The sequence below is a fragment of the Serratia sp. AS12 genome (assembly GCF_000214195.1).
GTDB classification, from domain to species: domain Bacteria; phylum Pseudomonadota; class Gammaproteobacteria; order Enterobacterales; family Enterobacteriaceae; genus Serratia; species Serratia plymuthica.
The window spans coordinates 4,350,074-4,375,600 of record NC_015566.1; the positions used below are offsets into that span (position 1 = coordinate 4,350,074).

Consider the following 25,527-nt stretch of genomic DNA (forward strand, 5'->3'; position numbering starts at 1 on the left):
ATCCTGATGAAAAAACCTGAATTTACCGCCAATGGCGACGCATCGGCCGATATCGTGATCGTCGGCTCCGGCATTGTCGGCGGCATCATGGCCGACCAACTGGTCAGCCTCGGCTATTCCGTCCTGGTGTTGGAGGCTGGCCTGCGCATCGATCGCGCCCAAGCGGTGGAAAACTGGCGCAACATGCCGTTCGATAACCGGGCGGGCTCAGATTTCCAAGGGCTGTATCCGCAATCTGAATACGCCACCGCACCGCTCTACTTCCCGGAAAACAACTACGTAGCCCTTAGTGGCCCCAGCGCCGGCAGCTTCAAACAGGGCTATCTACGCACCGTCGGCGGTACCACCTGGCACTGGGCAGCATCTTGCTGGCGCCATTTGCCGAGCGATTTTCAGATGAAAACCTTGTACGGCGTCGGTCGCGACTGGCCAATTTCGTATAACGATCTCGAACCCTACTACTGCCGTGCGGAAGAGGAAATCGGTGTCGCAGGCCCCAACGATCCGGCGCAGCAATCGCCGGTGGAGCGCAGCAAACCTTATCCGATGGACATGGTGCCCTGGGCCTATGGCGACACCCGCTTCGCCGAAGTGGTCAACCCGCACGGCTACCGATCGGTGCCAATCCCGCAGGGTCGCAGCATCCGCCCGTGGAAAGGCCGCCCGACCTGCTGCGGCAACAACAACTGCCAGCCGATTTGCCCCATTGGCGCCATGTATAACGGCATCCATCATGTCGAACGTGCGGAAATGAAAGGCGCAGTGGTGCTGGCAGAGTCGGTGGTCTACAAAATTGATACCGACGACCAGAATCGCGTTACCGCCGTGCACTGGTTGGATAATCAAAAACGCTCGCATAAAGCCAGCGCCAACGCCTTCGCGCTGGCCTGCAACGGTATCGAAACGCCGCGCTTGCTGCTGCTTGCCGCCAATAAGCAGAACCCCAACGGCATCGCCAACTCTTCCGATCAGGTTGGGCGCAATATGATGGATCACTCCGGCTTTCACTGCACCTTCCTGGCTAAGGAGCCACTGTGGCTCGGCCGCGGCCCGGCGCAGAGCAGCTGCCTGGTGGGACCGCGCGACGGCGAGTTCCGTAAGGACTATTCTGCCAACAAGATGATACTTAATAATATCAATCAGATAGTTCCCGCAACGCAAAAAGCGCTGGCGCAGGGTCTGGTAGGTAAAGTGCTGGATGAAGAGATCCGCCGGCGCGCGGCCTATGGCGTTGATTTGTCGATTAGCCTGGAACCGTTACCAGACCCGAACAACCGCCTGACGCTGAGCGCCAACCGCAAGGACGCTCACGGCCTGCCGTGTCCGGATATTCATTACGATGTAGGCGATTACGTGCGCAAGGGCGCCGAGGCCGCACATAAACAGTTGGAGCATATTGGACGCCTGTTCGATGCCGATGAGTTCAAAATCACCACCAGCCTGAACGCCAATAATCACATCATGGGCGGCACCATTATGGGCCGCGATCCGCATGACTCGGTGGTGGACGGCAACTGCCGCACCCATGACCATGCCAACCTCTGGCTGCCGGGTGGCGGCGCCATTCCTTCCGCCAGCGTAGTCAACAGCACGCTAACCATGGCGGCGTTGGGCATCAAGGCCGCCGACGACATCGCCCAATCGCTGGCGGTAAAATCATGAAGATACAGCTTGGATTGGCCCTGTTGCTGGGGTTGAGCGGCGCCGCCCTGGCGACCGACAATGGCGCCGCGTTACTTAAACAGGGTGAGCAGCTTGCCGTAGCGTCGGACTGCCAGGCCTGCCACACCCAACCTGGCGGCGGCAAGCCCTTTGCCGGCGGCTACGGCATCAACTCGCCGATGGGCGTAATTTACTCCACCAATATCACCCCTTCGGCGCAAGACGGCATCGGTGGCTACACGGAACAACAGTTCGCTCGTGCACTGCGCGATGGGGTACGCGCCGACGGCAGCTATCTCTACCCGGCAATGCCCTATACCTCCTACAGCAAATTGAGTGATGCGGACATCCACGCGCTCTACACCTACTTTATGCAGGGAGTGAAGCCGGTAGAGCAGAAGAATACGCCGACCGCACTGCCCTTCCCGTTCAATATGCGCTTCAGTATGGCCGGCTGGAACTTGCTGTTTCTGGATAAGAACCGCTTTCAGCCCAATGCCGAGAAAACCGAGCAGTGGAACCGCGGCGCCTATCTGGTCAACGGCCCTGGGCATTGCGATACCTGCCATACGCCACGCAACCTGCTGATGGCGGAAAGCGCCGATAAACCGCTGGCGGGGGGCATGGTGGGAAGTTGGTATGCACCGAACATTACGTCGGACGCCGTCAGCGGCATCGGCGGCTGGAGCAATGAAGAACTGGTGCAATATCTCAAAACCGGGCGGGTCGCCGGGAAAAATCAGGCCGCTGGCGGCATGGCAGAGGCGGTGGAAAACAGCCTGCAATACCTGCCTGAACAGGATCTGATGGCCATTGCCGTCTACCTGAAAAGTACCGTACCGATCCGCGATGCTCAGGATAAGCAGGCGGCGGACCGCTTTGGTCAACCGCTGAACGTCGAACCGACGCTACGCGGCCTGCATCCGTCCAATGCCAATAATACCGTCAGCGACGGTGCGGCCTTATTCAGCGGCAACTGCGCCAGTTGCCACCAACCGGACGGCAGCGGCAGCAAAAACCAGGCCTATCCTTCGCTGTTCAACAATACCGCCACCGGTTCCGGCAACCCGGCCAACCTGATCTCCGCCATTTTATTCGGCGTGCAGCGCAAAGCAGGCAGCGAGGACGTGCTGATGCCGAACTTTGGCCCGCAATCCTACGTCAATCCATTAACCGATCGGCAAATCGCCGCCATCAGCAATTATGTGCTGAAAAACTACGGCAACCCGGAGGTGACGGTAAGCGAGGAGGACGTGGCGATGCTGCGCACCGGCGGCCCGGTACCGCTGCTGGCGAAGCTGCAGCCTTATATGGCTCCGGCCATCGGAGTTGCAGTCGTGGTGCTGTTGGCGTTGATCTGGCTATGTGGAAGGAAGCGGAAATAGCCCGCGATAACGGCACGCTCCCTGAGGGAACGGGCCGTTATCTCCACGCTTAACAAGATGGCGAAGAGCCCTGCGGCGGCAGATAGCGCTGTGGATCGAGTGCGGAGGCGCGATAGCGGATCTGGAAATGCAGGAACACCGAGTCGGTACCCGTGCTACCCATGGTGCCAATCTTTTGCCCTGCCTTCACATCCTGACCATTGCGCACCAGCGTGGTGTCGTTATGCGCATAGGCGGTGATGAAGTCTTCGCCGTGCTTAATCATGATCAGGTTGCCGTAGCCGCGCAGCTGGTTACCGACGTACACCACTTTGCCCTTGGCGGAAGCGAAGATCGGCTGGCCGCGAGCGCCGGCGATATCTATGCCTTTATTGCCGCCGTCTGCTGTGGAATATTTTTGGGCAATCTTGCCGGTAGCCGGCCAGCGCCAGCAGCGGGAAGCCCCCGGCGGCGGCGTCGATTTAGCCAACACCGCACCGGACGAGGTATTTTTACGCCGGTTTGACGCAGTTTTGGTTGGCGCGCTGCCGCTCAGGCGCAGCTTTTGCCCGACTTCCAGCCCGTAAGGCGGGCGTATCTTGTTGATTCGGGCCAGTTCGCTGACTTCGCTGTCAGTGATCCAGGCGATGTAATACAGCGTATCGCCACGTTTGACGGTATAGGATTTGCCGCTGTAGCTGCCCTTCGGCAGTTTGTCGTAGTCGCGGTTATAGCTGTTTTTGCCCGAACAACCGGCCAACAGCAGGCTCAATGTCAGACACACTGCGGCGCGGCGCCACCACGCAAGTTTGCTTCCTGTGCTCAAATCCTGTCCTCAATCATATTTCCGGGCGCTGATACGCGTCAGCCGTCAATAGTAACATTTGCACCGGGGCAGTCAAAAAGCGCCAAAAGGACTATGCTAAACAAGTAGGGATTACTGAGTGCCAGACGACAAATGGAGGACTGTCATGTTAAGTGTTGACTATAAAAATCTGCCCCTCCTGAGTGAAGAACGTCTCAAAAAGCAACGCACTGCCCTGCTGATCATTGCCTTCCTGCTCTTGGTGGGCGGTATTCTGCGCCTGATTATCCCCCAGGCATCCGGCACAGTGCTGAGCATTCTGGTCGGCGTATTACTGCTGCTGAGCGGCACAACGTTGGTGGCAGGCATGATAGCCAATTGGGCGCAAAACGCCTGGCCGCTGATCGGCGGCATATTACTGGGCGAGGCTTATCTGATTATCGGCTACCGGTTCATCACCAGTCCATTAGCCGGCATAAGGGGGGAGTTATCGTCCCGGCTTTTTCGCTCATTGGCGCCCAACCGCACAATTATGTCGACGTCCCGGTGGCAAGTGCCCCGCCATGAGTAAGGTTTCATGCAATGCAGGCTCAGCCATTCCCTCAGATGAAAGATTGAAATGAGATGATAACGTTATGGAATTCAAGGATTATTATGCCATTTTAGGGGTTAAGCCCTCGGACGATCTCAAGGCTATCAAAACGGCCTATCGTCGTCTGGCGCGAAAATATCACCCCGACGTCAGCACCGAATCGAATGCCGAAGCGCAGTTCAAGGAGGTCGCGGAAGCCTATGAGGTGTTAAAAGACGATGAACGTCGCGCCGAATACGATCAATTGGTGCAACACCGCAACGACCCCAATTATGGCCGCCAGACACAGCACGGCAACGCCAATAACCCCGAAGATTTTTCCGATATCTTTTCCTCCATGTTTGGCGAGCGCACGCGTTCGCAACACCGGCGCCAAAGCCGCGCCATGCGCGGGCAAGATATCGAGATGGAAGTGGCGGTTTTCCTTGAGGAAACCCTGGCCGAGCAAACCCGGACCATCCGTTATAGCCTGCCGGTTTATAACGCTTTCGGCATGGTGGAGCAGGAAATACCCAAAACCCTTAATGTGAAGATCCCCGTCGGCGTGGGAGATGGCGAACGCATCCGCCTGAAAGGCCAGGGTGCGCCGGGTACTGACGGCGGCGCCAACGGCGACCTCTATCTGATCATCCGCATCGCGCCGCACCCGCTGTTCGACATCGTCGGCCATAATCTGGAGATCGTCTTGCCGGTAGCGCCATGGGAAGCGGCGCTCGGCGCCAAGGTACCGGTTCCGACCCTGAAAGACGCTATTCTGCTGACCATTCCCGCCGGCAGCCAGACCGGCCAGCGGCTGCGTATCAAGGGGAAAGGCCTGGTCGGCAAGAAAGAAACCGGGGATTTATATGCGGTGATCAAGGTCGTGATGCCACCGAAACCAGACGAAAAAAATGCGGCGCTGTGGCAACAACTGGCGGAGGCTCAACCCGCTTTTGACCCACGCAAAGAGTGGAGTAAGCAAAATGGCTAACGTACAAGTCACTTTAACCATTACCGAATTTTGCCTGCATACCGGTGTTTCAGAGGATGAGTTAACGGAAATTGTCGGGCTGGGGGTGATCGAACCTCGTAACCCGGCGGCTACAGACTGGGTATTTGACGATCATGCGCTGACCATTTTTCATCGCGCTCAACAGCTGCATCGCGAATTAGCGCTGGACTGGCCCGGCATTGCGGTCACCTTGACGCTGCTGGAGGAAATTGAGCACTTACGTAAAGAAAACAGCCAATTGCACCAGCAGCTTGCACGGTTCGTCAGCAGGCCCTGATATCCTGGGATCGGCCCGTTGCGCCAGCAGCGGGCTACGCCAGGCGCCGAATAGCGGTTTCTGCGGCAACATAAAATCGACGCATTAACGTCTCCCCGCCCCGTACTTCGCAATTCTGAGCAACTCAAGGTCGTAATGCATACTGACAGCCCATTATCTAGTCAGACAAATCAGCACTGCCACTCAACTTCTGTTGAGCATCCGAAAAAACACCGCGCAGAAATTCAATGGTGGCATGAATGCGTGGAACTCGGCGTATATCACGATGTGAAATCAGATATATGTTCTGAAGCAATCGTGCCTGCCCCACCGGGACAAGACCGTCAGCAAGAAATGAAGGCAATGCAGCAATCCCCATGCCTGCTGCTGCCGCCTCAATCTGACTACGCAGTGACGAAGCCGTGAAACATGTTTTACTCGCAGGAATGACCTCTTCGAGCCATTGGGCAAGCGGTAAATCCTGAAGTGTGTCATCCCAACCGATACGTAAATGGCCAGCACCATCATCGGCCAGGGCTTCCGCATGGGCGGCCAGGTAAGCTTGGCTCGCATAGAGCCTACTCTCCATCTGTCCGACGCGTAACATAAAGAAATTACCCTGGATCGGCCTCGACAAACGGATAGCCATATCGGCATCACGGCGAGTGAGATTCTCCATTCGAACATGTGTCACGATTTCAATTCGAAGGTCTGGGTATTTTTCCTGAAAAGGAGATAAGGATGGAATGACCAGCTCTGTGGCAAAGTTTTCCGGGAGAGCAATGCGAACACTTCCCGCAACATTGAGGGAAAAACCGGAGCTTTTCCTGATGAAATCATCAATAGCCGACTCGGCCGTTTCAGCATGCTGGAGAATCATCCTTGCAGCATCAGTAAGGGTATAACCTTGAGGGGTACGCTGAAACAATATTGTTCCAAGCTCAGCTTCAAGATGTTCAATATGACGAGCAACCGAAGATGGAGCCATCTTTAGTTTTTGAGCTGTCGCAGTGAGCGTGCCAAGACGGGCAAGTATCAAAAAAATGGGAACACCTTCCCATCCGATCGTTTTCGATTTTTCGAAACCCATAATCAATAACTGCCTGTTCGCTTTCGATATATAGAAAGATAGAGTGTTCTTCTACTAGTTTCCAGCAGAACAGAGGCAACAATGACTTATAAGCAGATCGGACGGAAAGAATTGACGGCAATCACTGGCCCACTGGGTAAAAATAGTGTGAAGAAAATGAGAGAAATATCTCCTCTATTAGCGGAAAGCCTTGTTGAACATGCCTTTGGCAACATATTAGCTGCATCAACGCTGCCACGCCGCGAGCGAGAACTTGTCACCATCGGTTTGCTCGGTGCTATGGGCGGCGCAGAGCCGCAACTGCGCACACACCTTGAGGCCGCATTGCGCGTCGGTGCCGATCCAGATGAGCTTATTGCACTTGCTGAACACCTTTCTGTTTATGCTGGCTATCCACGAGCATTGAACCTATTGCGTGAGACTCGATCCATCTTGGCAGATAAAAATCTATGCACTCTAAAGGAAACGCGTAAGGTCAGCCTCAATGATCATAACACTCGCGTTTTCGACAGTGGCGGCGTCAAACCTGCCTTGGTGCTAATCCATGCTCTCGCAATGGACTGGAGAATGTGGCGAGAAGTCATCCCAAATCTCACCACAAACTTTCGGGTGATAGCCTATGATATTCGCGGCTTTGGCTGCGCGGCTGGAGCGCCGCCTGCTCAGGGTCTTGAAACCTATGCGCTTGATCTCTCTAGCTTGCTGAATAAACTTGGTGTAGCTAAGGCACATATTGCAGGCTTGTCATTGGGTGGTTCAATAGCTCAACATTTGGCACTGAAGGCCCCCTCCAGATTCCATTCGCTGACAATTATCGCCACGACAGCTTGGCCATTCGAGGCTTTCGCACAACGCGCTGACGCGGCCATTTTTACCGGTATGGATGCCCAGATCATTCCAAGCTTGACCCGTTGGTTCAGGCCGGAAGACCTGGCCGAGAATGGCTGGGGCGTTCGCTATGCGCGCGATAACGTTCAGCGAGTTTTCGTTTCCGACTGGCAAGCCGGTTGGATGGCTCTTGCCACTATCGAGACAGGAAAACGACTGAATGAGATCACGGTCCCAACACATATCGTCGCTGGTGAGCTTGATGCGTCAACTCCCCCCGAATTGATGAAAGGTTTTTTGGACATACCCAAAGCAAGTTTCGAGATGATCGCAAATGCTCCTCACATGATATCGCTGGTTTATCCACATGAACTTGCAGCCGCCATTACTCGAGGTACAGGCCTGAAGCTGCCAGCACCGAACGCTAATTAAGTTACTGGTTTATAATAATTTTATGGCTAACGCCTGAACATTGTTTTCGGCGAGGAGACTCATGAAGAATCATACAACTTAACTAAACAGGTTCGTTGGTAGATAGAAAAAGTTAAAGCAGAATTCACATTGTGGGCACACTCATCATGAAGCATTCCAGGATCGTTATCGCTGGATAAATTATTTCATATAAACACTGTAAATAAAAACATGTTATTAAAAACATGTCATTAAAAACAGTATTGACACCCTTTTAAAAACCCGTAGATTGGTTATCAGCAGCAGCGAAATGGTAGCTAGCTGTTATTACCAAAAGTGTTAATCAAGTTGATTTGAATTTATTTTGCGATAAAGGCCACGAAGTATTTTTTGTATGGGCATCAATGCCGAGGAAAATTTACACCCTTGCTTGATGACGCTTTAAGGCCACGTAGTCAGTATCTACAATCGCAGGGTGTGGACCAAAGCGCGATGATGTAAGGCCATGATTTAATTGTTTTTTGTTTGCGATTGATTTTCAAGATAGTGTAGAAAACAGTGCAACAAGATCGCAATGGAAGTGAGGCTACGCATCAAGAGTCTATATCGCGAGGGGAGATGTACTTGTTTAAAATGCCATACCTTGGAATATTCACTCAGGTTGGCGGATAATGTGAACTGGTAAATAGAGGGGAGGTTTTAGTTAGTATTAGCACCCAATATTATCTGTGATAAACGTGTACATTTAAAAGTAGTACCTTAGCAGTAAGAAATATTAAGTTCATTAATGTTAAATCTGAAGTCAATAGTACCATAAAAGCCCTGGCTGCAACGGTCAGGGCTTTTATCTTTTATGCATCAACCACATTACGGCAAGAAATGCCTGTCCCACGCTCCAATCCCTCGGACAATCATCACACAGCATCAGGAATGTGATAGCCAACCCACGACATTAATAAAATTAATCCTTGCTTAATAAATCAAACCAAGCCTACTATGACGTCATCGGTTTGGAACACAGACCTTATGAAAGCAGTTTTAGTAAAGCAGTCCTCAGTCCAAGCGTTATCTCTAGATACCCCTTCTTCATGAGCCTCCTCCTAAGTGCCCCATAAGTAAAATTCTGCAAAACAGGCCATGTTCGCCACGATGAGTGGCTCAAAAATGAAAAAGGATCTATCTATGTCTACTAAAATGACTGGTTTAGTAAAATGGTTTAACGCAGATAAAGGCTTCGGTTTTATCACTCCACAAGATGGCAGTAAAGATGTATTCGTACATTTCTCCGCTATCCAGAGCAGCGATTTTAAAACCTTAGACGAAGGTCAGAAAGTGGAGTTCTCTGTTGAGAGCGGCGCTAAAGGCCCTTCTGCTGTAAACGTTATCGCGCTTTAATCGCCGATAATCTCGCTAAAACTTACAATCGCGATGAAGGCAACAGCCTGAGCAGTTAAGTATTAGTGATCAAAAACCCGCTTATGGCGGGTTTTTGCATTTCTGTAATGTAGAAAAATGCTTCTAAACCCATAAAATGGAACGCGGTGTTTCACTTTTCCCGTTGAAAAGCGAACCAGAAACCCAAAGCGCAAAGCCAGTCATCGCAGGAAACAATAGACCAATCCCCTGCCATAAGTTCACCTGCTCTCCTGTCAGATTGATAATGCTTTATGTTCATTCCAATATGCCGCAAAAACCTGTATGCAAGCCGGCAGCGCAGAGGGTGAGCAGGCACAGGAAGGAAAATGCCATTGAACTTTAGGTTCCAACCAAAACCGGCGAAAGATAGCAACCCAACGAAACCATATTAAAATCATTGTTTTTGTTGGTATTTTATCGGCCACCCCTTATGTTTTATTAAGATTTTTACCCAAAAATACGCATTAAATTTAATAGCATTAAGATTCATCTTAAAATATACCCACAGGAATTTAGGGATGTTAATTTCCAGGGAATGTGATGAAAAGAAAGGATGTCAGCCCCGATTATCGGGTTGAATATGGCGAAGAATGGAAGCCGGAAAAAACCTCTAAATGGTTTTGGGTCGTGGCGATCGCAATTATCGTTTTTTTGGTCGCCATTTCATAACGCTGACCGGCAGGTAAGCATGACACGACAAAAGAAGGTTTGAGAGGTGAAGGGAGTAGAACACAAGCACTTAAAGCCAGTAGATATGGTAGTTACTGGCTTTATAAAAATGAAACTACACACATTCCTATACACATTTGTTTCCGCTTGCTGCGGTTTCGTATAATTTTCAGCCATACAATCTTAGGGAGGAGACTCTGCGGGGGCAACAATTGGAAAACAACAACTCCTGGCAATGAGGGCCATTGAGTTGGTCCACCATCAACGCGCTGGAGAAAGCCGGAGAATTCCCTAAACGACTAGCCCTCACAGAGAGTCGCGTCGCGTGGAATAGCGATGAAATAGTTATTTTGCTTGATGCCCGTCAAGAGACTAGCACCGGAAAGCAACCAGTAAACATGCTAGATGTTAGGCAACGCAAGACGCACTCTGTGCCAAAGTGATTGCGATTAAGCCACGGTAAAAGGTGATTCCCGCCCTGCTCAGCAACGAGCGCGACTTGCAGATCACCGCGCTGGTTGAAGAACTGGCAGACAATAGCCACAACGTTGCCAGCGTTCATCGCACAGCAGACGAAGGTGCAGTAATCGACGGAAAAGTCCGCCGATTGAAGATGCATCCAAATCTGGACGTATCCCACGCCCGCGGCATCGAGCACGCGTTCGGGAAAGGCAGGGCCAACTCAGTTTTGAGTTGGCCTTTTACACCGATAACGATCGCTCATACCAATGATTTAAACCGATTAGAAACCCGATAAATTTTTAGTTCTATTTCGCATCTAAAAACGAAGCTCACATTTGATAAAAAAGTGAGGGACGTTGTATACTGACCATACAGATTACCTTTTTGGTAATCCAAAGGAGGGTGTATGAAAAGGTTCTGGGGTAACTCAAAAGCAGAAACAAAGCGTTATGGGCAGGTAAGCTCTTTGCCCGACAATGCTGAGCGTCAAGTCGCTCAGATGCGCATTGTTGGACGCGGAGCTGCCTACATACCATCCGAAGAGATTGCACAGCTTCCGGAAGTAAAAGAGATGCAGCGTTGGGCTGCAATGATCGTCAGCGGTAAAGCTGCTTCTGCCAGGAAGTAAAATTTGATTGCTCTGCTTTTAATACCAATTTTAGTTAGCGGTTACATCATGGTAACCGCTAACTTATTCCACTATTACAAACTTCACCGATATGATGGCCAGCTTTTGTATTTAAAAGTAGCAAGCTTTGGTGCTTTTTGTGTTATTGGTGCAGCAATATCTGCTGCAATAATTAAGTTTTTCTTTCCTGACTTCCATCTAATAACTGATGTAGCAAGTGGATTCCAGGTAACTAAAAACAAGTCTACCGATAGAATATATGCCTGGATGGCCATGCTATCAATTGGGTCAATAGCTATATCTTTACTTTGGGTTTTAATTGTTTTCATTAAAAACCTATTCTTAGGATTTATGTATGAAAAACAATGCCACTATAGCATTCCACACGCAATGAAGTTGCGTGTTTTAAGAATGACAGTTAATCACGGCACTTTCGATGCCATGCTTCTGGATGCTATGGAAGAAACACCAAAAAGACCTGTACTAATTAGTCTTTCGTCAAGAAAAGTTTATATTGGAATAGTTAACGGTCTTGATGAACCAACTGAGAATGAAAAACCTAACCAATATATTTCTCTTTTCCCAATAATGTCAGGCTATAGAGATAGCTCTACATTATCAATTGAATTCACTAATAATTACCCCAGTGAATTTAAAACAAAATCAGCCCTATCAACAAGAACGATGAAGAAAAAACAAATAAATGACATGGACTTAATAATTTCATCAGAAGAAATATCCAGCATATCTTGGTTTGACTTCCCTTTGTTCATGGAAACAAACGGTTCTGCAATACAGAAACCTGAAAAAAGCATAGGGCCAGGTATAAAAAGATATAAAAGACAGGCCTCACGAGGGGCTTAATGAATTATTGTGTTACAGCAGGATTAATTAATGACTACAGCAATAACCATTGATAGCACTTTAATTGGAGCAGTTATAGGTGCAGTAACAGCGATTATTACTGCATGTACAACAGTAATATGGACGGTAATATCAAATAGTAATTTAGAAAGAACGAAGTTGTTGCAGGCAAAAAGAGAGGAAGTGCTATCACTTTGCGAAGAAATGAATGAAATAATTTCATTGAAGCATTTTGATACGCTTGGTGACTCCTACGCCATCTCAGCAGTAACAGTTGACAACGCAATAAAAGACATTAGATCGCTAGCATCAATTGAAAGAAAAGCCAACAAAATAATAACAATTAATTCAATTTACTTTCCGAAAACACAAGTTGATTGTGAAAACATGACAAGAAAGGTAATGGTTTTTTATTCCTCAGTTGCATCTATGAAGTCAGTAATCAGCATATTTAACCATGAGGAGTCAAATAAGCACTATGATACCTTCAAGGTAAAAGAACGATATACAGAGGCAAAAGACTTAATAAGCAATTACAAAAAAAACATAATATCCCTAGATATATAATAAGGTATTAAAATGGACAGCACACTTCTCGGGGCTCTTTTCGGTGGCGGATGTGCGATAGCTGGTGCGGTTGCTACATCTACAATCACTTATTTTGCCAATAAGAAACACGACAACCTAAAGATTTTAAAACAAAAAAAAGAGAACTTATACCTTTCAATTTATGAACTGGATTTGACTATAAATAGATATATTAATTTATTTGAAAAAGAATATATAAAAGAAAATGAAATAGAGGAAATTGATGAGATTTGGTGGAGAACACTAAGTGTAATACATATGAGTATAAACATATACTTCCCAAATCTCAAAAGTGAGCTATCAGAATCACTGGATGTAATATCATTATTTTTTAATAATGACATTAAGAAACTGAGAGAGATTCAAGGGATGTCACCTAACTACACCATAATTAATTTAGCACTTCAAATTACAGCAAAGCGCTCATATGAAAAATCAAAAGAGGCTATTCGCGCTTTTGAAAATAAAGTTATAGATATGGATTAAGCCCCAAGAAGGGCGTGGTGGGGTTAAGCCCACCTTCTCATTCTGCCAATCCGGCATGCTACCCAAATTAAAGGTCAAGCTCAGCGCACCGAAAAACAATCCATCGACTTGCCAGCATCCCCGATACTATGTTTGGTTTGCACCAATCATGCTAACCACCATGCCTAGGATTCCACCACTGACGTAAAGACCCTGTAACTTTGTGTCTATTCTCCCATATGGTAAAGGGGAGGCTGCATCAAATACAAAACGTATGTATTTTACTCAAAAGGTCAGGCAAAAGCTTGATGGCCCATGCCTGACTTTCCGACAAAAAGTCAGATATAGGTAAAGAATCACTTATTCATCAGAAATACCAGGTAACCATTCCGGTATGGGAAGGCTGGCGGCCTTCAGTTTGCTATGGACGTGCACCAACATTTCGGGAGCTTCGGCAAACATAACCAGGAAGCCCCGGATCGCGGCAACGTTGGTTTCGACTGCGGGGTTGGACGCCATCGCGTCTGCTGTAATCTTGATAGCCATCGCTTCACTTTCCGTCCATCTGGTTTTGATCTGATCTTCGCGCAACATATAGAAATGCAATCCATTTTTCCCCGTCCGCTTTCTCGCCATTAGCGTGGAACGCTGCCTCGAAGCAACCTTAGCCCCTGCCATTACACATTTTTTACAGCTCATAGTAGACATTCTTGATACCTCTTAAAGTTTGTTCCAGTTAGCCGGACATCCCGGCCAAAACATTGAACACCGAATGAACAAACCACATCGAATGAAAAGTGAGCCACTTGAGTGTTAAAAGAACAGCTGGTTTTTGATCATGAATGGATTGTCGAAGATGCACTGACGGCAAAGACTGGACTTAGTGCCAGGCAGATTGAGCGATACCGCCAAGAGTGCTGGATAGAGGGTATCCATTTCAAGCGGATATCACCCGGTGGGGAAAGAGCTCGGCGCGGTATTATTTGGTATAACCACCCGGAAATTAACAGACTGATCAGGAACGCATAAGGAGGTTCAATGGCCAGGTTGCAAACACTACACAAATGGGCAGTTGAAGAGTTTGGCGATGCCAAACCATCACCCCAAACGCTAAAGAAATACGCCAAGTTAAATATGATTTATCCGCCAGCCGTGAGAGTTGGAAGACATTGGATGGTCGAAGCAAATGCAAGATATGTCGGAATGCTGGCAAAACCGGAGATAAGCAGGAAGATTTCCCCGCTAGCGAGGCGAATCCTGATGGATGGGCAATAACGTGAAATTACTGACTTTGGAAGAATGGGCAAACAGAACCTACGCCGATAACATACCCGCGGTGAAAACACTCCGGCGTTGGGCTAACAGCGGGAATATCTATCCGGCACCAGAAAAGCATGGCCGATCCTACCGGGTCAGAGAGGATGCCATTTACATCAAGCCGCATTCATTCACTCTGGCAAGGAAGCTTTATGCCGAAACTCAGCAGGAAAATGCAAACCCATTGCTCGCTAAAATCATGAGCGAAATGCCAATTCCAGCAAGAAAAAAACGCACCTAACGGAGGTGATACTGGTGGCTAAGTTTTTGCCTGAATTCGCAATGCTTCGCCCTAAGCCGGAGAATATCCAAGCGCCGCCGGTTGAACGTGTCCCATCTCATTCCAGCGGGTTTAGGCAGCCGAGAAAGCTTAAATCTCACACGTGCCATTTGGTTCCAGTAATCCGGCCACAATGCCAGCGACCTTGCGTTTGCTCTTTGCCCCAACTGCAGACAGCGTTGCAATGGGCTTTTGCTCTGACTGGCGTAGTGAAGACCAGAGCATTCTCGGCAAGCAAGAATATCAGGGTTAATGTACAGCTTTGAGGCGCGCCTGCAGCATTGAGGGCATTGATACCAATAGCGTACACCGAAGCCCACTTGTGTAGTGGTCAGTAACAGTGGGAAGCTGTGGCCGCCAATACTCACCATGAGGTTACCACCGCGGCGGGTAATGACCAGGATACCGTGCAGAGCCTCATATTTTAGCGCATTTCCATTCGGTATATACCCCCTCAGAAATGCGAGGCTCTCGGGGCCAATGTAAGGTAATGATGTGGTATAGCGGCGTGTTTGCTTGCGCAATTTCTCCCCCTCGAATGAATACGAAAAAATATACTATTCGCAAATTTGCGCACCGAGTCGAGAATGGCTGAGAGCCACTGTAGTTAAGAGCTCGGCGGCACTTTGCGCAGACTAGGCCGTCCCATCCTTGCACAGTGCGCAATTCGCAGATCTGCGCAATTTTATACTCCCTATAAACGCCTCTTCTCCCAAGCCATATATCGACCTTTGCCAATTCGTTTTTATCAATCAAATCAGCGGGCGCAAAATTGCGCCGGGCTGCTGTTTAGAGGGGGTTTTATTGGTTAATCGTTTACCACAAGTGACATCGTTAACCATTTGATTTTTGTTCCAAGGTTTTTTTAGCACCTTGTCATTGGTATCACGCAGGTATGGTCAAAATGACCATACCTCAGCATCCTTGGCACCCAATCATTCCTTCATCCCTTGCAGGGTGGCGGTAAGCACTCGGTTCACAGCATCAGCATCTCGTTCAAACGCACTACTGCCCCTCGGCTTATTGGCCAACTTCAACATCGCGTTACGAACCGCGGTGCTTTCATAGGCACGAGCCATGCCGGCATATGCCAGACCAGCAGTCACTGTTTTAGCAGCAGCCACTGGACCTGCAAAAATACCAACCAGTCCAGGGCCAATCACTGCAGCCCCCTGGGCAACAACCTGACCGTTGGGCAATGTCAGCGATGATTGGGAAGCACGCCTAGTGCTCTCCAGATACTTTTTAAGCCCTGTGAGATACTGCCGTTCCTCACCCTTGAAAAGTATCCCGGTTTGGGCGGAGAGCTTGTTCAGTCGCATCAGGAACCGATCGGGAGAGGCTTCTCCGTCCATAGCCTTGGCTATCAACCCAGCGCGCGCAGATTGCCGCCCTTTAGTATCCAGCGACTCGTAGAGAATTTTTACATCACTGGGCTTATTGCTAAACAGCATGGTATTGACGCTTTCCGGTGTCAGGTGTCCCTTCAACAGAATATTCTTTATCCGGGTGTTTTTAACCTTTTGCGCTTCCTCCGCGTATACCGCTTTCGCGTTGGCCCAGCGCCCTACATCACGACTCCCAAGCCCTTTTCGTACTGCCGCGTTGAGATCGTTGGTCATTCCGTCGTAGACCCGATTGAGCGCAACGGTTGAGCGATCAGGCATCACCATGCGCTCTCCTTTCACATCCGTCCTGAATTGCGTTCGCAGGTCATCCAGCAAGCTGAAGGTGATCTTGCCGTTCGACAGCTCCTCACGATAATCCTTCAGTCGGGCGATCGTGTCGGTATCACTGACCTTACCTAATCTGGAAAGGTGCGAAATTTCACTATCGATGGCAGAAATAGCCTTTTGCGGTTCGATATTGCCTACGCTATCCATTCTGGTGCGGATTTCATTGAAACGTGCGCCGGCAGCCTTTTTGACCGCATCCGTTTTGCTCTTCAGGCTGTTGACCACATCATCGGCGGAATAGGTACCATATCGCTGCGAGAAGTCATCGACCAGGCGAGAACGGGCCTGTTGCTGATTGGCCCGCATTTGCCCCGTCCCAACCAAGGGGATCTTCTCACCCAACTGCTGGGCAGAGCGGCCCACGAAAGTTTGTGGCTGTTTTATATCGCTCGTCATCAACGGCGCGTTATGCTGATCTGCGAAGTCTATCGCAGCCTTGGATTCCGGTGCGATCTGGCCTTTGAGTGCCCGATATCCAGTCCCGATAGCATTGGCTGCCACGCGAGTGGCACCGCTAACGGCCATCGAGGTGCCCATATCCTGAGCCAACTTACCCGCATCATGCTGATTGCTGTTGGCGGCCAGCACCCCCGTTGCATTCTCAGCAGCTAATCCGGCAATTTTCGCGCCAGCGCCCGTTGCATTCCGCGCCAACGATGAGGCCGGGTTAACCAGGTAAGGGAGAGCTTCAGCAGCGATCTGCCCCTCATTGGTTTGTGGCCGCAGATTTTCAGGCAGCTCAAACCTTGTCGCCGGCGTGTAGGTACCATCACCGATCCCCATCTGCTTACCTGTCCATGCAGCCGCACTCTGTACGGCATCACCGACTTCGGGAATGATATTCGCCGTATTAACACCGGCTTGGGCAATGGATTTGCCCGCCTCGCTCATCCCGAGAGCAATATCGCCCATTACACCTTGTTGCTGCGGATCCGCCTGCTGTGTAGCAAACCGCGCATAAGGGTTGCTCTCAGTTTCACTGTCTTGTTCTTCCGCCTGCCCCGCAATACCTCGAGGGGCAAATTGGGCATACGGATTCGGATCTGCAGGGGATACAGGAGCTACTATCGAATTATCTGATTGAGGCGCCGGCGCGGGCTGCACTTGCGAAAGATTATCCACCGCTTGCCGTGTCATTCCCGGGGCATTGAGAAGATATTCACCACTGGGCACTGTAACGTAAATTCGCCCCTGTTCGTCCTGCCGTGCACTACCGCCAAATTTGGCCGTGATCATCCCAGCCACGCGCATTTGATCCGCCGGTGGCAGACGGCGGATATTGGTCCTCATCGCATCCCATGATTCCTGGTCCACTGACGTGAACTCATGGGCGGCACCTAATTCCGGGTGCCACCCCGATTGCCTGGCCTGATCCATGACATAAGCACGGTTTGCCGAGGCGGGCATGGAAATCTGGGTACTTTGGGCAGGCAGCCCCGGCGCAGATTGAGGTGCACCACCGATGCCAGTACCAACCTTGGCGCTTTGGGCATATTGCTGTGGAGAAGGCGTTTGGGCGGGCTGATCGGTAACAGTCAGCCCTTCAGCTTTTGGGCCTGGCTGCCCTCCAAGGAAATATTCACTCATTCCCTCGCCGAAGGTCTGATCGAATTGCGCTGCAGATGCAGGGTTATTTCTTAACATTTGTACGGCCTCAGGCACAATCGGTACCCCAGCCGAGCCCATCAATTGTCTCGCTTGCAGTGGTTTGTTTTGAGGTACATCAGGCTGTAAGGCTGACTGCGGAGCTGCTGAGGGCTGAATATCACTAGGTGTCGATTGAATCTCTTCGCCGGCTGGTGGCATTCGAATGGCGAAACCGTCCTCAACAGCCTCGATCTTGGCACCTGGTGTTTTCCCTGAACGCGATGCTCTGGCCATTCTCTCGGTAGAAAATGGCTTGTCGCCAAACAGCCTTAGTTCACCTGCTGCTGAAGGGGCTTTGCCCACACCCGCAACATCCTGACGCTGCGCAATCGACTGGCTCATCGCATCATAGGCACCGCCAGATTGGGCGATAAGTTGATTCAATTGTGCTTGTAGCAGCCCACGTTTGGCTTGTGACGTTTCATCGGTGTCACCGGCCTGTGGAAAGTACATTTGCATATATGTCTTAACTTCAGAATCAGGAATGGCTGCGCCAGACTCGTGACGCAATACAGCAGCAATGGCATCTCGTGCCGCTGATTGCCACTGCTGGTTTTTGTTTCCAAGTAACATCGAGGACACAGCTCCCCCACCTACGGCGCCAAAAGCAGTACCAACGGTACGCGGGCTAGCGCCATCGGTCGCTAATTGATCCATCATATTGAGGGAGTTTTGTAATCGGTAAGCAAACCCCGCCGTTTTTAGCTGGCCCTGGGTAGCTCCCTTTAATTCAGCATTAGGATCAGGGTTTTCAAGCTGGCCATTCTTCTTCAGGTCATTGATATATTTCTGCCGTTCCATTCCACTATTGTTGTAAGCGGACATAATCTCATCGGCAGTTTTTCCGGCATTGATCTGCTGAAAGCGAATATGCTGGGGGACCTGCATAAAATCCTGCACCGGCATGAACGGTTGATTTTCATCCGGGGGTGTATATGTTTCACCGCCTTGTGCACCAGCAGGGTTTAGCATACGGAATGCTGCGGCCCTTTGGGCTAATGTCTGCATTACCTTTTCACTGGAAAGCGAGAGGACCTCATCCTTTGGGTCGGTGGAGCGGTTTTTGGTGATCGGCGCAGAGTAGATGGAACCATCCGCTCGCGTTATCTCAACGCCAAAATGATAATTTCCCGCCTGACCTGCCGGCATGATATGCGTCAAACGCCTGGCTTTCATCGGCTTCCCATCATCGGCAAGCTCTCCAGGCTTAACCGACAGTTCAGGGGCTAGCACTTCATTGGCGGCAGAGATAACTTTCGGATCATCGGGATTTACCTGACCGCTCATCAATGCGGATCCCATACTTGCCAGATAAGCAGAGCCTTGGGCCGCTTTAGGATTCATAATGTAGCCAGGGTTGGCAATGTTATAAAACTGCTGAGCCTCTTTCGGTAACCGCGACCATAAGGCATTAGCTGTCTCAGAATCTCCAGCCCTTACGGCATTCATGATCCCTGAAACTGAGCCACCGAAACGCTTTTCCATGATATCCATTTGCTGCTGACTGGATTGTCTGGCCTCGCCGGCTGCACTGATATTGACCCGTCGTGCATCCAGGGAGAAATTGCGATCGGCATTTTGTTGGCTGAGAGCCTGCTGTTGTTTCAAATTGTCAAAGTCACGGTTATCAGTGTCTTTTTTCCAATCAAAACCTGCTTGCGCTAGGCCATAATTTCGATCTGAGTCTTTAACTTGCTGTTGGAGCATCGCATCACGCAGCCCCAGCTCTTTTTTGCGAGAAATGGCTGCATCGGCAGTATTGAAGCCTGCCAGAAAACCATCCGCTAAACCTTGAACACCCATATCATGCCCCTTAAATCATGTTGTCAGAGAGCAAGGCCAGCGCTGAACTGATCCCACCTTCATGTTCTTTAGCGTCACCTTTCTGGAACGCTCTGTTGGCTATAACTGCTGCCCGGCGCTTTGCCTTGGACTGTTTGATGATCCATTCATCAACCTCAGCCTCACGCCATCCGATAGCACCGCGACCGGAAATATCAAAGGGGGCAGGAAACTGATCGCTCTCCAACAGATAGCGGAACAAATCGCGACTTACACTTAGCTTTCTAATCACATCCTTTTCACGCAGAATTTGTTCGCTCATAGGTTTTTCTCCTGACGTTTGAAATGATTGATGAGATAAGTACGCATGTCGGCGGGCGCTGACGGGAGGAGGTACGGATTAATACCGTTATCTTCGGCTAAATCACGCATCCGGGCACTGGTCATTTTTGCCAGATCAATCTTGTCACTACCGATGCGAACCGTTGTTCGTTGCCGTTCTTCCTGTTGCTGTCGATGCTGCTGGGCGGCCAGGCGCTGCGATTCACCGATTAACTCACTGTGTTGCTTAACTTGCCGGCAGCGCTCCAGCTCAACTTTCATCTCGCCAACGCTTGAGAATACCCCTTTGAATCCGAGCAGATAGGTAGCAACCGTGGCAGGTACAGATATGGGAGCAAGCCTGAAGAAGGTAAACTTGCCACCTTTATAATTTATTACTTTCTTGGGTTTATCACCGATGTAAACCACATCCTCATCGGCACCGCCAAAAATCCTCTGATACTCATCAGCGAACTCTTCTTCCTGCCTTAAAGACTCCAGCGCTGTTTCGTGTTCTGACATGAAAAATCTCCATAAAAAAGCCCCAACAGGCGAACCTGTCAGGGCTGGATTGCGGGCAATAAAAAACCGGAGCAGCTTTTAGGCTCACTCCGGCATCATTCGGAAATTTAGCGCGTACTAACGTTGGTGGCTAGTTCTTTTTGCTTTTACTGCACTTTATTAGTGTTTATGATTTGTGAGTACAAAATTTGTCGAAATTCAGACAGCCACCTAATTTTTTTGTTGCAACTGGCAAGCCCTAACAAAGTCGCGCCCTAACTCTGTGGGCAATACTTCATAAAAGTAAGCTCCGCCGCCATATGTCGATAAAGGTTCTATACATCCCAATCTAGTTAAATTAGACAAAGACAGAATAATTTCTTTGGGTAACTTTTTTTCATATCTGTTGTTATCATTCGCAATGAAGACCCGTTCCGGCAAGGATGTAGTGGCGATTCTGGTAGCAGAACCCTCATCGAGAGGAATTGAATATATTAAATTTAAAATATGGGCGTCTAGGGAGGATAGATTTTCAAGAATTGATATGTGCACCCTCTTTACTTCTTGTTCGAATTGGCTACTGGAAGCATTAATCAGTAAATTCGCCCACTGATCTTGAAGAAAATCATCTTCCTCCATAGTTGCAGCCTGAAATATCGGTATAGCTATTTTAAGTGGTATCGCTTTATCTGGTGCATGCAGGCCATACTCAACTAACAAGCTCTGAGTTTTTTTCATTAACCGCATTTGTCTTTCAAAACGGATATATTTCAATTTATCCTCAAATATCCCAACCCCTTGTTCTAAAGAGCCTGAAATAAATTTTGCAATGAAAGAGCCTGACTGTTGAGCAGCATCCGTTACTTTCACCACAGCTTTCGATGCTTCTTGTACTGCTTTTGCTTCTTCTTCAAACATCGTTATCTCCTTTATGACCAAATTTCATTCACGTCAGAAATGATAAAATCACAATCAATATTTAGCATCTAAACATCAATAGGGTTGATTAAAACCTCGTACCGAGCATCGGAACGCTTACACTTAAATAACTTAACGTGAGAGTACCTATCATCATTGTTAATCAAATCCTTTACTTTGCTGTCGAACTCATCCCCCGACCTACAGCCTAAAATAATACATTTAATACTGTTACTTGGAAAACTAAAAAGATCATAGACTATATTATTATAAACTTTACTTTCACTAGCCATGTTTACAGGCATTAGCATTCGCCATTCACTCTCATATTTCCACTCCTCACTTTTCAAGATAAAATGCTCAACCGCACTATCTTCTTTTGTTGGATCTATTACATTAATATCCTTCTGATATTTTACCTTCCGGAGAAATCCAAACTCATCCTTTAAGCTTCTACGTTGATTGAAAAAACTATGGGTTTCGTCAAACTCGATGACAAACCCTGTATGTGACTCTGCATAATGCCCCCACATAAGTAGATTATCTGGCTTCTCACTAAGGCAGAGAACCCTTACCACATCAATTAATGACTCATTGAATTTTTTGAATAACTGATTGGCTAAGGCATCAACATTATCTTTTAGAAAATATGATTGTATCTTAGCTGCCGGCTTTACCAACTCTAAGAATTTAAGTTTATCATCATCACTTAAGGAATTATAAAAAAACCGTTGTTCTTCTGTGAGGTTATCAAGGATACTAACAAAATCAAGATTATTAAACTCACCTTCAATAAACTCTTGCATTTTACTAAATTCAAATATTGAATAAAACTCAAACGGATCATTGAAGTTAATAGGATTACTGAAGCAAATAAGATTATTTAATAACACATCAAAACGTGATTGCGGGAAATATTTAAACATTACCTCACCCATAAAATATCATTTAAATTAATTTCTTAATGTAATTATTTTAAATCGAACTAATAAATACATCTTAAAATAAATTTTCAAACCATCCAAAAACAAGGGCTCATCCCTTTTTCCTGACCATCAATTATGTGGAACAGTATAGACACTAGACCCGCCAACTAACAAACTACCCTACATATTGAATTGCCATGAAAAAGTGATTTTCCTTCTATATAAACAAAAGTGCGTCGGGTTGTTCGGGTTAGTCGGGTCATCTACATAATTATTTGATATTTAATAGTTAACTCTGTCTTGCTGACCCGACCTGCAGTTCGGGTCAACCACATCAAAGTCGGGTCAAATCGCCAGCCAGAAAAAACTTCTCAAATCCAAGTCGGGTCAGACTGTATAAAGTCGGGTCAAAGTCGGGTCAGTAACCTCATTAAAAACCAATAAAATCATTACAATAAAAAACTGCCCCGACTGACCCTACCGACCCGACCTATTTTTTCTACATGTGAGAGTTATCCCTCTTCATCCTCAGGAAGCATTAAAGCTACAAGGTGAAGCTGCTTACCATCAATCCGTAGATTTTTCTTTGTAATCCCCTTGTTGGGTTTGTCCAACATACCCGCATCTGCTAATACCTGTGCGAATGCGGTCGCATTGGCGCCACTGGCAATCTCATCCCGGAATACTGCTGGGAAAGTGTGAAACACCAGCAAATCATCATTAACTCGCTTTACTCGGTACCCTGCGAGATCTTTGATCGGCAAGTCGCGTGGATCCGTCTGAGGATGAGGTAAGTAACGGCTATAGCCAAAACGCTGCAGAAATGCCTCAGCTTGCTCTACCCATGCTTTAGCCTCACGGTTTCCCAAACCGAACTCATTCACCCAGGCATTGAAACTATGCTGTAACGCGTCTCGGCTTTCCTGTTCTGACCATCCGGTGAGGTGCAGAGAAAGTACAAGGGCGGCCTCAAGAACAGCAAAGCGGGATGCAACGCGCCGTACCTGCTCGCTGGCCTCATCTGGTAGCAAACCAAGCCAACGACGTTCTGCACTGCGTACAGCTTCGGCTGAGGCTTCTTTCTGGCTGGCCAACTGCTTGATCCACTCCCGACCTACTGCGCCATAGTTGTCTTTGCAGGCATCACGCATTGCATCAGCATGGGCCTTACCATCGGCATGGCCGTGATACACCGTTGCTTTACTGATCGGCACGTTCAGCAGGCGCACCAGTTGACCCGCATTCACCTTGCCACCATCGGCCCGAATATAGCTTTCCATGTCGATCTCGCCGGTGCTGAATGCCATAGCCCTCCAGCGCTTAATATCACGGTTGCCACCTTCTTTAGCACCTTGGATCTTGCCTACACCGTTAAACAGCGCATAGGCCGCATCAGCCACAGCGCGTCGGTTACTCCCCTGCCCGATCTCATCCAGCGGCATAAAGCCATCATTGTGGGCTGCAGCCTCATTAACCAAGCCAAGTGCAGTGGAGTACCAGGTGAGTTTTAGGGCGTCTGGTTCACCATAGACCGTACTGGCCGCGTTGCCGGTGGTAGTTTTACCTGCGGACGATCCGCCAAAGAGATGGACGCCGAAACCATCAGCGCCAGCAACACCAATCAAAGGCGCGGCAAGCGCACAGGCAATGCCAAGCATCATTGACGGGTTCCCCTGCGCCAGCATCGCCACACTTCCGCGCCAACTCTCTGCCGTACCCTTGACGGTGTAACCTTTCGCCGCTGCCGATCTACCGTTGAATAGAACCGGGGTTTTCGGTTCCCCGATAACCTCACCGTCCGGCATAATGTATGCACCGCACTGCCAGCCGGTAGCCTGTGCCACGCTCCACAGCTCCCCGGTATCACTGTCTGTCAGATGGTCGGCAAGGATGGCACGCAGCCGGGGATTTGCCGTGACGCGCAATCCCCGGTTATTCAGTCGCGTCCAACCTTCACGATTACCAATATCGCCAGGCGGAATAGCTTCTATTCGTTCAGGCCGGCCGCCTGTCGGCTGCCAGCGCAGAATCACAAAATCGCTGTTATCTCCCTCACCGATTCCCAGCACTTCTACCGGTCCACACAGCCATTGGCCCGGGCGGATCACTTCTCCAGATTGCTTATCGATTTTGGGCGTAACCCAATACAGGCCGCCAGCGCGGGATTCTATGCGGGGGGCCAGCTCATCTGCTGGCGCACGATTTCCACTCGCTTTGCGCATATCTTCAACCAGGCTTTCCCCCTGTGCAGCCTGCTCTCGCACCCTGGCTAAATACTCTCGCCAGTTCTCCGGCTCCCGGTCGGGAATACCCTTGTAGAGTTTCGCCTCCATCACACCCGCCAGCGCCAACTTTTCGCCAATGGCATTAATCTGGATTTGTTCAATATCACCGGCCAGATACACGCGGGCAGATTGCCGCCCTTTGTCGATAATGCGCAGGTTACCCAGTTCAGCCAGTTGCTTGCCGTCCAGATAAACAGGCGGAACATTATCACCGTGCCTTTTCCCCTCGCTCTCTATCCAGTGTTGAGCGTGGGCGTATGCATCAGCGCCAGCAAAAATAACGGCCTCGGTGAGCTTATCCTTTGGCAGTTGCTTGACGTTCGGGGCATTTCTCATGCTTGAGCCGCCTTAATCATGATGAATTTCCCGAGCGTCGGGTGATACCAGTACTTGCTGCCGTATTTACGCTTGGCGCCACGGATCACCAGCGAAGCGGCCTCGCGGAATTTACCCGCGTGGGCAAGGTAGCCGTTCCCCTGGCGAACAATCATCACACCGCAGTTACGTGCCAGCTCTTCCGCCTTGCTGGTGGATAAACCCATCTCAGCCGCCAACGTGGTTAATGGAGCCATGCCATCCGGCACGTCACCTTTACGCTGCATCGTCACTAATGCCAGCTCAAGCGCTTCTACGCGTTTTTCCAGCTCTCTATATTTCATCTGATCCATCATTTCCCCCTCATCTGGGCCGCTTCAGCCTGACAAAGCAAGGAATCAAGGGCCG

General features: G+C 49.3%; 27 protein-coding genes. 17 read left to right on the forward strand and 10 right to left on the reverse strand.

Features of this window, described 5'->3' with window-relative positions; translation table 11 throughout:
* The first annotated feature begins 6 nt into the window (after positions 1-6).
* Together SERAS12_RS20305 and SERAS12_RS20310 are read left to right on the forward strand one after the other, a co-directional pair.
* Positions 7-1,662, forward strand: coding sequence for a GMC family oxidoreductase (locus tag SERAS12_RS20305; protein ID WP_013814342.1), 1,656 nt, complete (start codon positions 7-9; stop codon positions 1,660-1,662).
* Positions 1,659-3,047 (forward strand): c-type cytochrome, encoded by a 1,389-nt coding sequence (locus SERAS12_RS20310; RefSeq protein WP_013814343.1) that lies wholly within the window; start codon positions 1,659-1,661, stop codon positions 3,045-3,047. The genes SERAS12_RS20305 and SERAS12_RS20310 overlap by 4 nt, the downstream gene beginning before the upstream one ends.
* 49 nt (positions 3,048-3,096) lie before the next feature.
* Here SERAS12_RS20310 and actS read toward each other — a convergent pair whose 3' ends face one another.
* The gene (gene actS, locus SERAS12_RS20315; RefSeq protein ID WP_013814344.1) at positions 3,097-3,852 is read right to left on the reverse strand and encodes an amidase activator ActS; all 756 of its coding nucleotides are present in this window, start codon (positions 3,850-3,852) and stop codon (positions 3,097-3,099) included.
* A 145-nt stretch (positions 3,853-3,997) separates the two neighbouring features.
* Here actS and SERAS12_RS20320 point away from each other — a divergent pair, with 145 nt between their 5' ends.
* The 3 genes from SERAS12_RS20320 (at position 3,998) to cbpM (ending at position 5,691) form a co-directional block, all read left to right on the forward strand.
* Positions 3,998-4,402, forward strand: a complete 405-nt coding sequence (locus SERAS12_RS20320; RefSeq protein ID WP_013814345.1) for a DUF308 domain-containing protein — start codon at positions 3,998-4,000, stop codon at positions 4,400-4,402.
* A gap of 64 nt (positions 4,403-4,466) precedes the next feature.
* Positions 4,467-5,393: a curved DNA-binding protein gene (gene cbpA / locus SERAS12_RS20325; protein ID WP_013814346.1), complete on the forward strand. Its 927-nt coding sequence runs from the start codon at positions 4,467-4,469 to the stop codon at positions 5,391-5,393.
* Positions 5,386-5,691, forward strand: a complete 306-nt coding sequence (gene cbpM / locus SERAS12_RS20330) for a chaperone modulator CbpM (protein WP_013814347.1) — start codon at positions 5,386-5,388, stop codon at positions 5,689-5,691. The genes cbpA and cbpM overlap by 8 nt, the downstream gene beginning before the upstream one ends.
* Positions 5,692-5,848: 157 nt before the next feature.
* Here cbpM and SERAS12_RS20335 read toward each other — a convergent pair whose 3' ends face one another.
* On the reverse strand, positions 5,849-6,760 hold the full coding sequence (locus SERAS12_RS20335) for a LysR family transcriptional regulator (RefSeq protein WP_013814348.1): 912 nt from the start codon (positions 6,758-6,760) through the stop codon (positions 5,849-5,851).
* A gap of 81 nt (positions 6,761-6,841) precedes the next feature.
* Between SERAS12_RS20335 and SERAS12_RS20340 the strand changes: the two genes are divergently transcribed.
* The 9 genes from SERAS12_RS20340 to SERAS12_RS20370 all read left to right on the forward strand — a co-directional run bounded on the left by SERAS12_RS20340 (position 6,842) and on the right by SERAS12_RS20370 (position 13,112).
* Positions 6,842-8,020: an alpha/beta fold hydrolase gene (locus SERAS12_RS20340; protein ID WP_013814349.1), complete on the forward strand. Its 1,179-nt coding sequence runs from the start codon at positions 6,842-6,844 to the stop codon at positions 8,018-8,020.
* A gap of 1,161 nt (positions 8,021-9,181) precedes the next feature.
* Positions 9,182-9,394 carry an RNA chaperone/antiterminator CspA gene (gene cspA / locus SERAS12_RS20345; RefSeq protein ID WP_004952373.1) on the forward strand — a complete coding sequence of 71 codons (213 nt, stop codon included), beginning with the start codon at positions 9,182-9,184 and terminating at the stop codon, positions 9,392-9,394.
* Positions 9,395-9,955: 561 nt separating this feature from the next.
* A complete protein-coding gene (locus tag SERAS12_RS26710; RefSeq protein WP_013814350.1) occupies positions 9,956-10,084 on the forward strand; it encodes a hypothetical protein in 129 nt (42 codons plus the stop codon).
* A 245-nt stretch (positions 10,085-10,329) separates the two neighbouring features.
* A complete protein-coding gene (locus SERAS12_RS25840; RefSeq protein ID WP_071880465.1) occupies positions 10,330-10,527 on the forward strand; it encodes an AlpA family transcriptional regulator in 198 nt (65 codons plus the stop codon).
* Between the two features lie 23 nt (positions 10,528-10,550).
* Positions 10,551-10,841 carry a hypothetical protein gene (locus SERAS12_RS20350; RefSeq protein WP_041416341.1) on the forward strand — a complete coding sequence of 97 codons (291 nt, stop codon included), beginning with the start codon at positions 10,551-10,553 and terminating at the stop codon, positions 10,839-10,841.
* 111 nt (positions 10,842-10,952) lie between these two features.
* Positions 10,953-11,174, forward strand: a complete 222-nt coding sequence (locus SERAS12_RS20355; RefSeq protein WP_013814351.1) for a hypothetical protein — start codon at positions 10,953-10,955, stop codon at positions 11,172-11,174.
* A 3-nt stretch (positions 11,175-11,177) separates the two neighbouring features.
* Positions 11,178-12,038, forward strand: coding sequence for a hypothetical protein (locus SERAS12_RS20360; protein ID WP_239440959.1), 861 nt, complete (start codon positions 11,178-11,180; stop codon positions 12,036-12,038).
* 30 nt (positions 12,039-12,068) lie between these two features.
* Positions 12,069-12,605 (forward strand): hypothetical protein, encoded by a 537-nt coding sequence (locus SERAS12_RS20365; protein WP_013814353.1) that lies wholly within the window; start codon positions 12,069-12,071, stop codon positions 12,603-12,605.
* Positions 12,606-12,617: 12 nt separating this feature from the next.
* On the forward strand, positions 12,618-13,112 hold the full coding sequence (locus SERAS12_RS20370; RefSeq protein ID WP_013814354.1) for a hypothetical protein: 495 nt from the start codon (positions 12,618-12,620) through the stop codon (positions 13,110-13,112).
* Between the two features lie 339 nt (positions 13,113-13,451).
* Here SERAS12_RS20370 and SERAS12_RS20375 read toward each other — a convergent pair whose 3' ends face one another.
* Entirely contained in the window at positions 13,452-13,799 is a 348-nt protein-coding gene (locus SERAS12_RS20375; protein WP_013814355.1) for a hypothetical protein, read from the reverse strand.
* A 102-nt stretch (positions 13,800-13,901) separates the two neighbouring features.
* Here SERAS12_RS20375 and xisR point away from each other — a divergent pair, with 102 nt between their 5' ends.
* Genes xisR through SERAS12_RS20385 form a run of 3 tightly spaced genes read left to right on the forward strand, consistent with a single transcriptional unit; the run spans position 13,902 to position 14,649 of the window.
* Entirely contained in the window at positions 13,902-14,120 is a 219-nt protein-coding gene (gene xisR, locus SERAS12_RS25845; protein ID WP_013814356.1) for an excisionase family protein, read from the forward strand.
* A gap of 9 nt (positions 14,121-14,129) precedes the next feature.
* The gene (locus SERAS12_RS20380; protein ID WP_013814357.1) at positions 14,130-14,366 is read left to right on the forward strand and encodes an excisionase; all 237 of its coding nucleotides are present in this window, start codon (positions 14,130-14,132) and stop codon (positions 14,364-14,366) included.
* A 1-nt stretch (position 14,367) separates the two neighbouring features.
* The gene (locus SERAS12_RS20385; RefSeq protein WP_013814358.1) at positions 14,368-14,649 is read left to right on the forward strand and encodes an excisionase; all 282 of its coding nucleotides are present in this window, start codon (positions 14,368-14,370) and stop codon (positions 14,647-14,649) included.
* Between the two features lie 974 nt (positions 14,650-15,623).
* Here the strand turns inward: SERAS12_RS20385 and SERAS12_RS20390 are convergent.
* From SERAS12_RS20390 to SERAS12_RS20420, 7 genes are all read right to left on the reverse strand, one after another.
* Complete coding sequence (locus tag SERAS12_RS20390) at positions 15,624-19,874, reverse strand: hypothetical protein (RefSeq protein WP_013814360.1); 4,251 nt, start codon at positions 19,872-19,874, stop codon at positions 15,624-15,626.
* 10 nt (positions 19,875-19,884) lie between these two features.
* Entirely contained in the window at positions 19,885-20,175 is a 291-nt protein-coding gene (locus SERAS12_RS20395) for an AlpA family transcriptional regulator (protein ID WP_013814361.1), read from the reverse strand.
* Positions 20,172-20,696: a hypothetical protein gene (locus SERAS12_RS20400; RefSeq protein WP_013814362.1), complete on the reverse strand. Its 525-nt coding sequence runs from the start codon at positions 20,694-20,696 to the stop codon at positions 20,172-20,174. The genes SERAS12_RS20395 and SERAS12_RS20400 overlap by 4 nt, the downstream gene beginning before the upstream one ends.
* Positions 20,697-20,906: 210 nt before the next feature.
* A complete protein-coding gene (locus tag SERAS12_RS20405) occupies positions 20,907-21,593 on the reverse strand; it encodes an Abi-alpha family protein (RefSeq protein WP_013814363.1) in 687 nt (228 codons plus the stop codon).
* A 68-nt stretch (positions 21,594-21,661) separates the two neighbouring features.
* Positions 21,662-22,531 (reverse strand): DUF2971 domain-containing protein, encoded by an 870-nt coding sequence (locus SERAS12_RS20410; RefSeq protein WP_013814364.1) that lies wholly within the window; start codon positions 22,529-22,531, stop codon positions 21,662-21,664.
* 500 nt (positions 22,532-23,031) lie between these two features.
* Complete coding sequence (locus SERAS12_RS20415) at positions 23,032-25,140, reverse strand: DUF927 domain-containing protein (protein WP_013814365.1); 2,109 nt, start codon at positions 25,138-25,140, stop codon at positions 23,032-23,034.
* Positions 25,137-25,475 carry a hypothetical protein gene (locus SERAS12_RS20420; protein WP_013814366.1) on the reverse strand — a complete coding sequence of 113 codons (339 nt, stop codon included), beginning with the start codon at positions 25,473-25,475 and terminating at the stop codon, positions 25,137-25,139. The genes SERAS12_RS20415 and SERAS12_RS20420 overlap by 4 nt, the downstream gene beginning before the upstream one ends.
* Between the last annotated feature and the right edge of the window lie 52 nt (positions 25,476-25,527).

Excerpts from the sequence above, each read along its gene's own strand:
- SERAS12_RS20335 (WP_013814348.1), bottom strand. The coding sequence starts at position 6,760 with ATGGGTTTCGAAAAATCGAAAACGATCGGATGGGAAGGTGTTCCCATT.
- SERAS12_RS20400 (WP_013814362.1), bottom strand. The coding sequence starts at position 20,696 with ATGTCAGAACACGAAACAGCGCTGGAGTCTTTAAGGCAGGAAGAAGAG.
- SERAS12_RS20310 (WP_013814343.1), top strand. The coding sequence starts at position 1,659 with ATGAAGATACAGCTTGGATTGGCCCTGTTGCTGGGGTTGAGCGGCGCC.
- SERAS12_RS20355 (WP_013814351.1), top strand. The coding sequence starts at position 10,953 with ATGAAAAGGTTCTGGGGTAACTCAAAAGCAGAAACAAAGCGTTATGGG.
- SERAS12_RS20380 (WP_013814357.1), top strand. The coding sequence starts at position 14,130 with ATGGCCAGGTTGCAAACACTACACAAATGGGCAGTTGAAGAGTTTGGC.
- SERAS12_RS20365 (WP_013814353.1), top strand. The coding sequence starts at position 12,069 with ATGACTACAGCAATAACCATTGATAGCACTTTAATTGGAGCAGTTATA.
- SERAS12_RS20375 (WP_013814355.1), bottom strand. The coding sequence starts at position 13,799 with ATGTCTACTATGAGCTGTAAAAAATGTGTAATGGCAGGGGCTAAGGTT.
- SERAS12_RS20415 (WP_013814365.1), bottom strand. The coding sequence starts at position 25,140 with ATGAGAAATGCCCCGAACGTCAAGCAACTGCCAAAGGATAAGCTCACC.
- SERAS12_RS20305 (WP_013814342.1), top strand. The coding sequence starts at position 7 with ATGAAAAAACCTGAATTTACCGCCAATGGCGACGCATCGGCCGATATC.
- SERAS12_RS20370 (WP_013814354.1), top strand. The coding sequence starts at position 12,618 with ATGGACAGCACACTTCTCGGGGCTCTTTTCGGTGGCGGATGTGCGATA.
- cspA (WP_004952373.1), top strand. The coding sequence starts at position 9,182 with ATGTCTACTAAAATGACTGGTTTAGTAAAATGGTTTAACGCAGATAAA.
- SERAS12_RS20340 (WP_013814349.1), top strand. The coding sequence starts at position 6,842 with ATGACTTATAAGCAGATCGGACGGAAAGAATTGACGGCAATCACTGGC.
- SERAS12_RS26710 (WP_013814350.1), top strand. The coding sequence starts at position 9,956 with ATGAAAAGAAAGGATGTCAGCCCCGATTATCGGGTTGAATATGGCGAA.
- SERAS12_RS20405 (WP_013814363.1), bottom strand. The coding sequence starts at position 21,593 with ATGTTTGAAGAAGAAGCAAAAGCAGTACAAGAAGCATCGAAAGCTGTG.
- SERAS12_RS20395 (WP_013814361.1), bottom strand. The coding sequence starts at position 20,175 with ATGAGCGAACAAATTCTGCGTGAAAAGGATGTGATTAGAAAGCTAAGT.
- cbpA (WP_013814346.1), top strand. The coding sequence starts at position 4,467 with ATGGAATTCAAGGATTATTATGCCATTTTAGGGGTTAAGCCCTCGGAC.
- SERAS12_RS20420 (WP_013814366.1), bottom strand. The coding sequence starts at position 25,475 with ATGATGGATCAGATGAAATATAGAGAGCTGGAAAAACGCGTAGAAGCG.
- SERAS12_RS20410 (WP_013814364.1), bottom strand. The coding sequence starts at position 22,531 with ATGGGTGAGGTAATGTTTAAATATTTCCCGCAATCACGTTTTGATGTG.
- SERAS12_RS20320 (WP_013814345.1), top strand. The coding sequence starts at position 3,998 with ATGTTAAGTGTTGACTATAAAAATCTGCCCCTCCTGAGTGAAGAACGT.
- SERAS12_RS20390 (WP_013814360.1), bottom strand. The coding sequence starts at position 19,874 with ATGGGTGTTCAAGGTTTAGCGGATGGTTTTCTGGCAGGCTTCAATACT.
- cbpM (WP_013814347.1), top strand. The coding sequence starts at position 5,386 with ATGGCTAACGTACAAGTCACTTTAACCATTACCGAATTTTGCCTGCAT.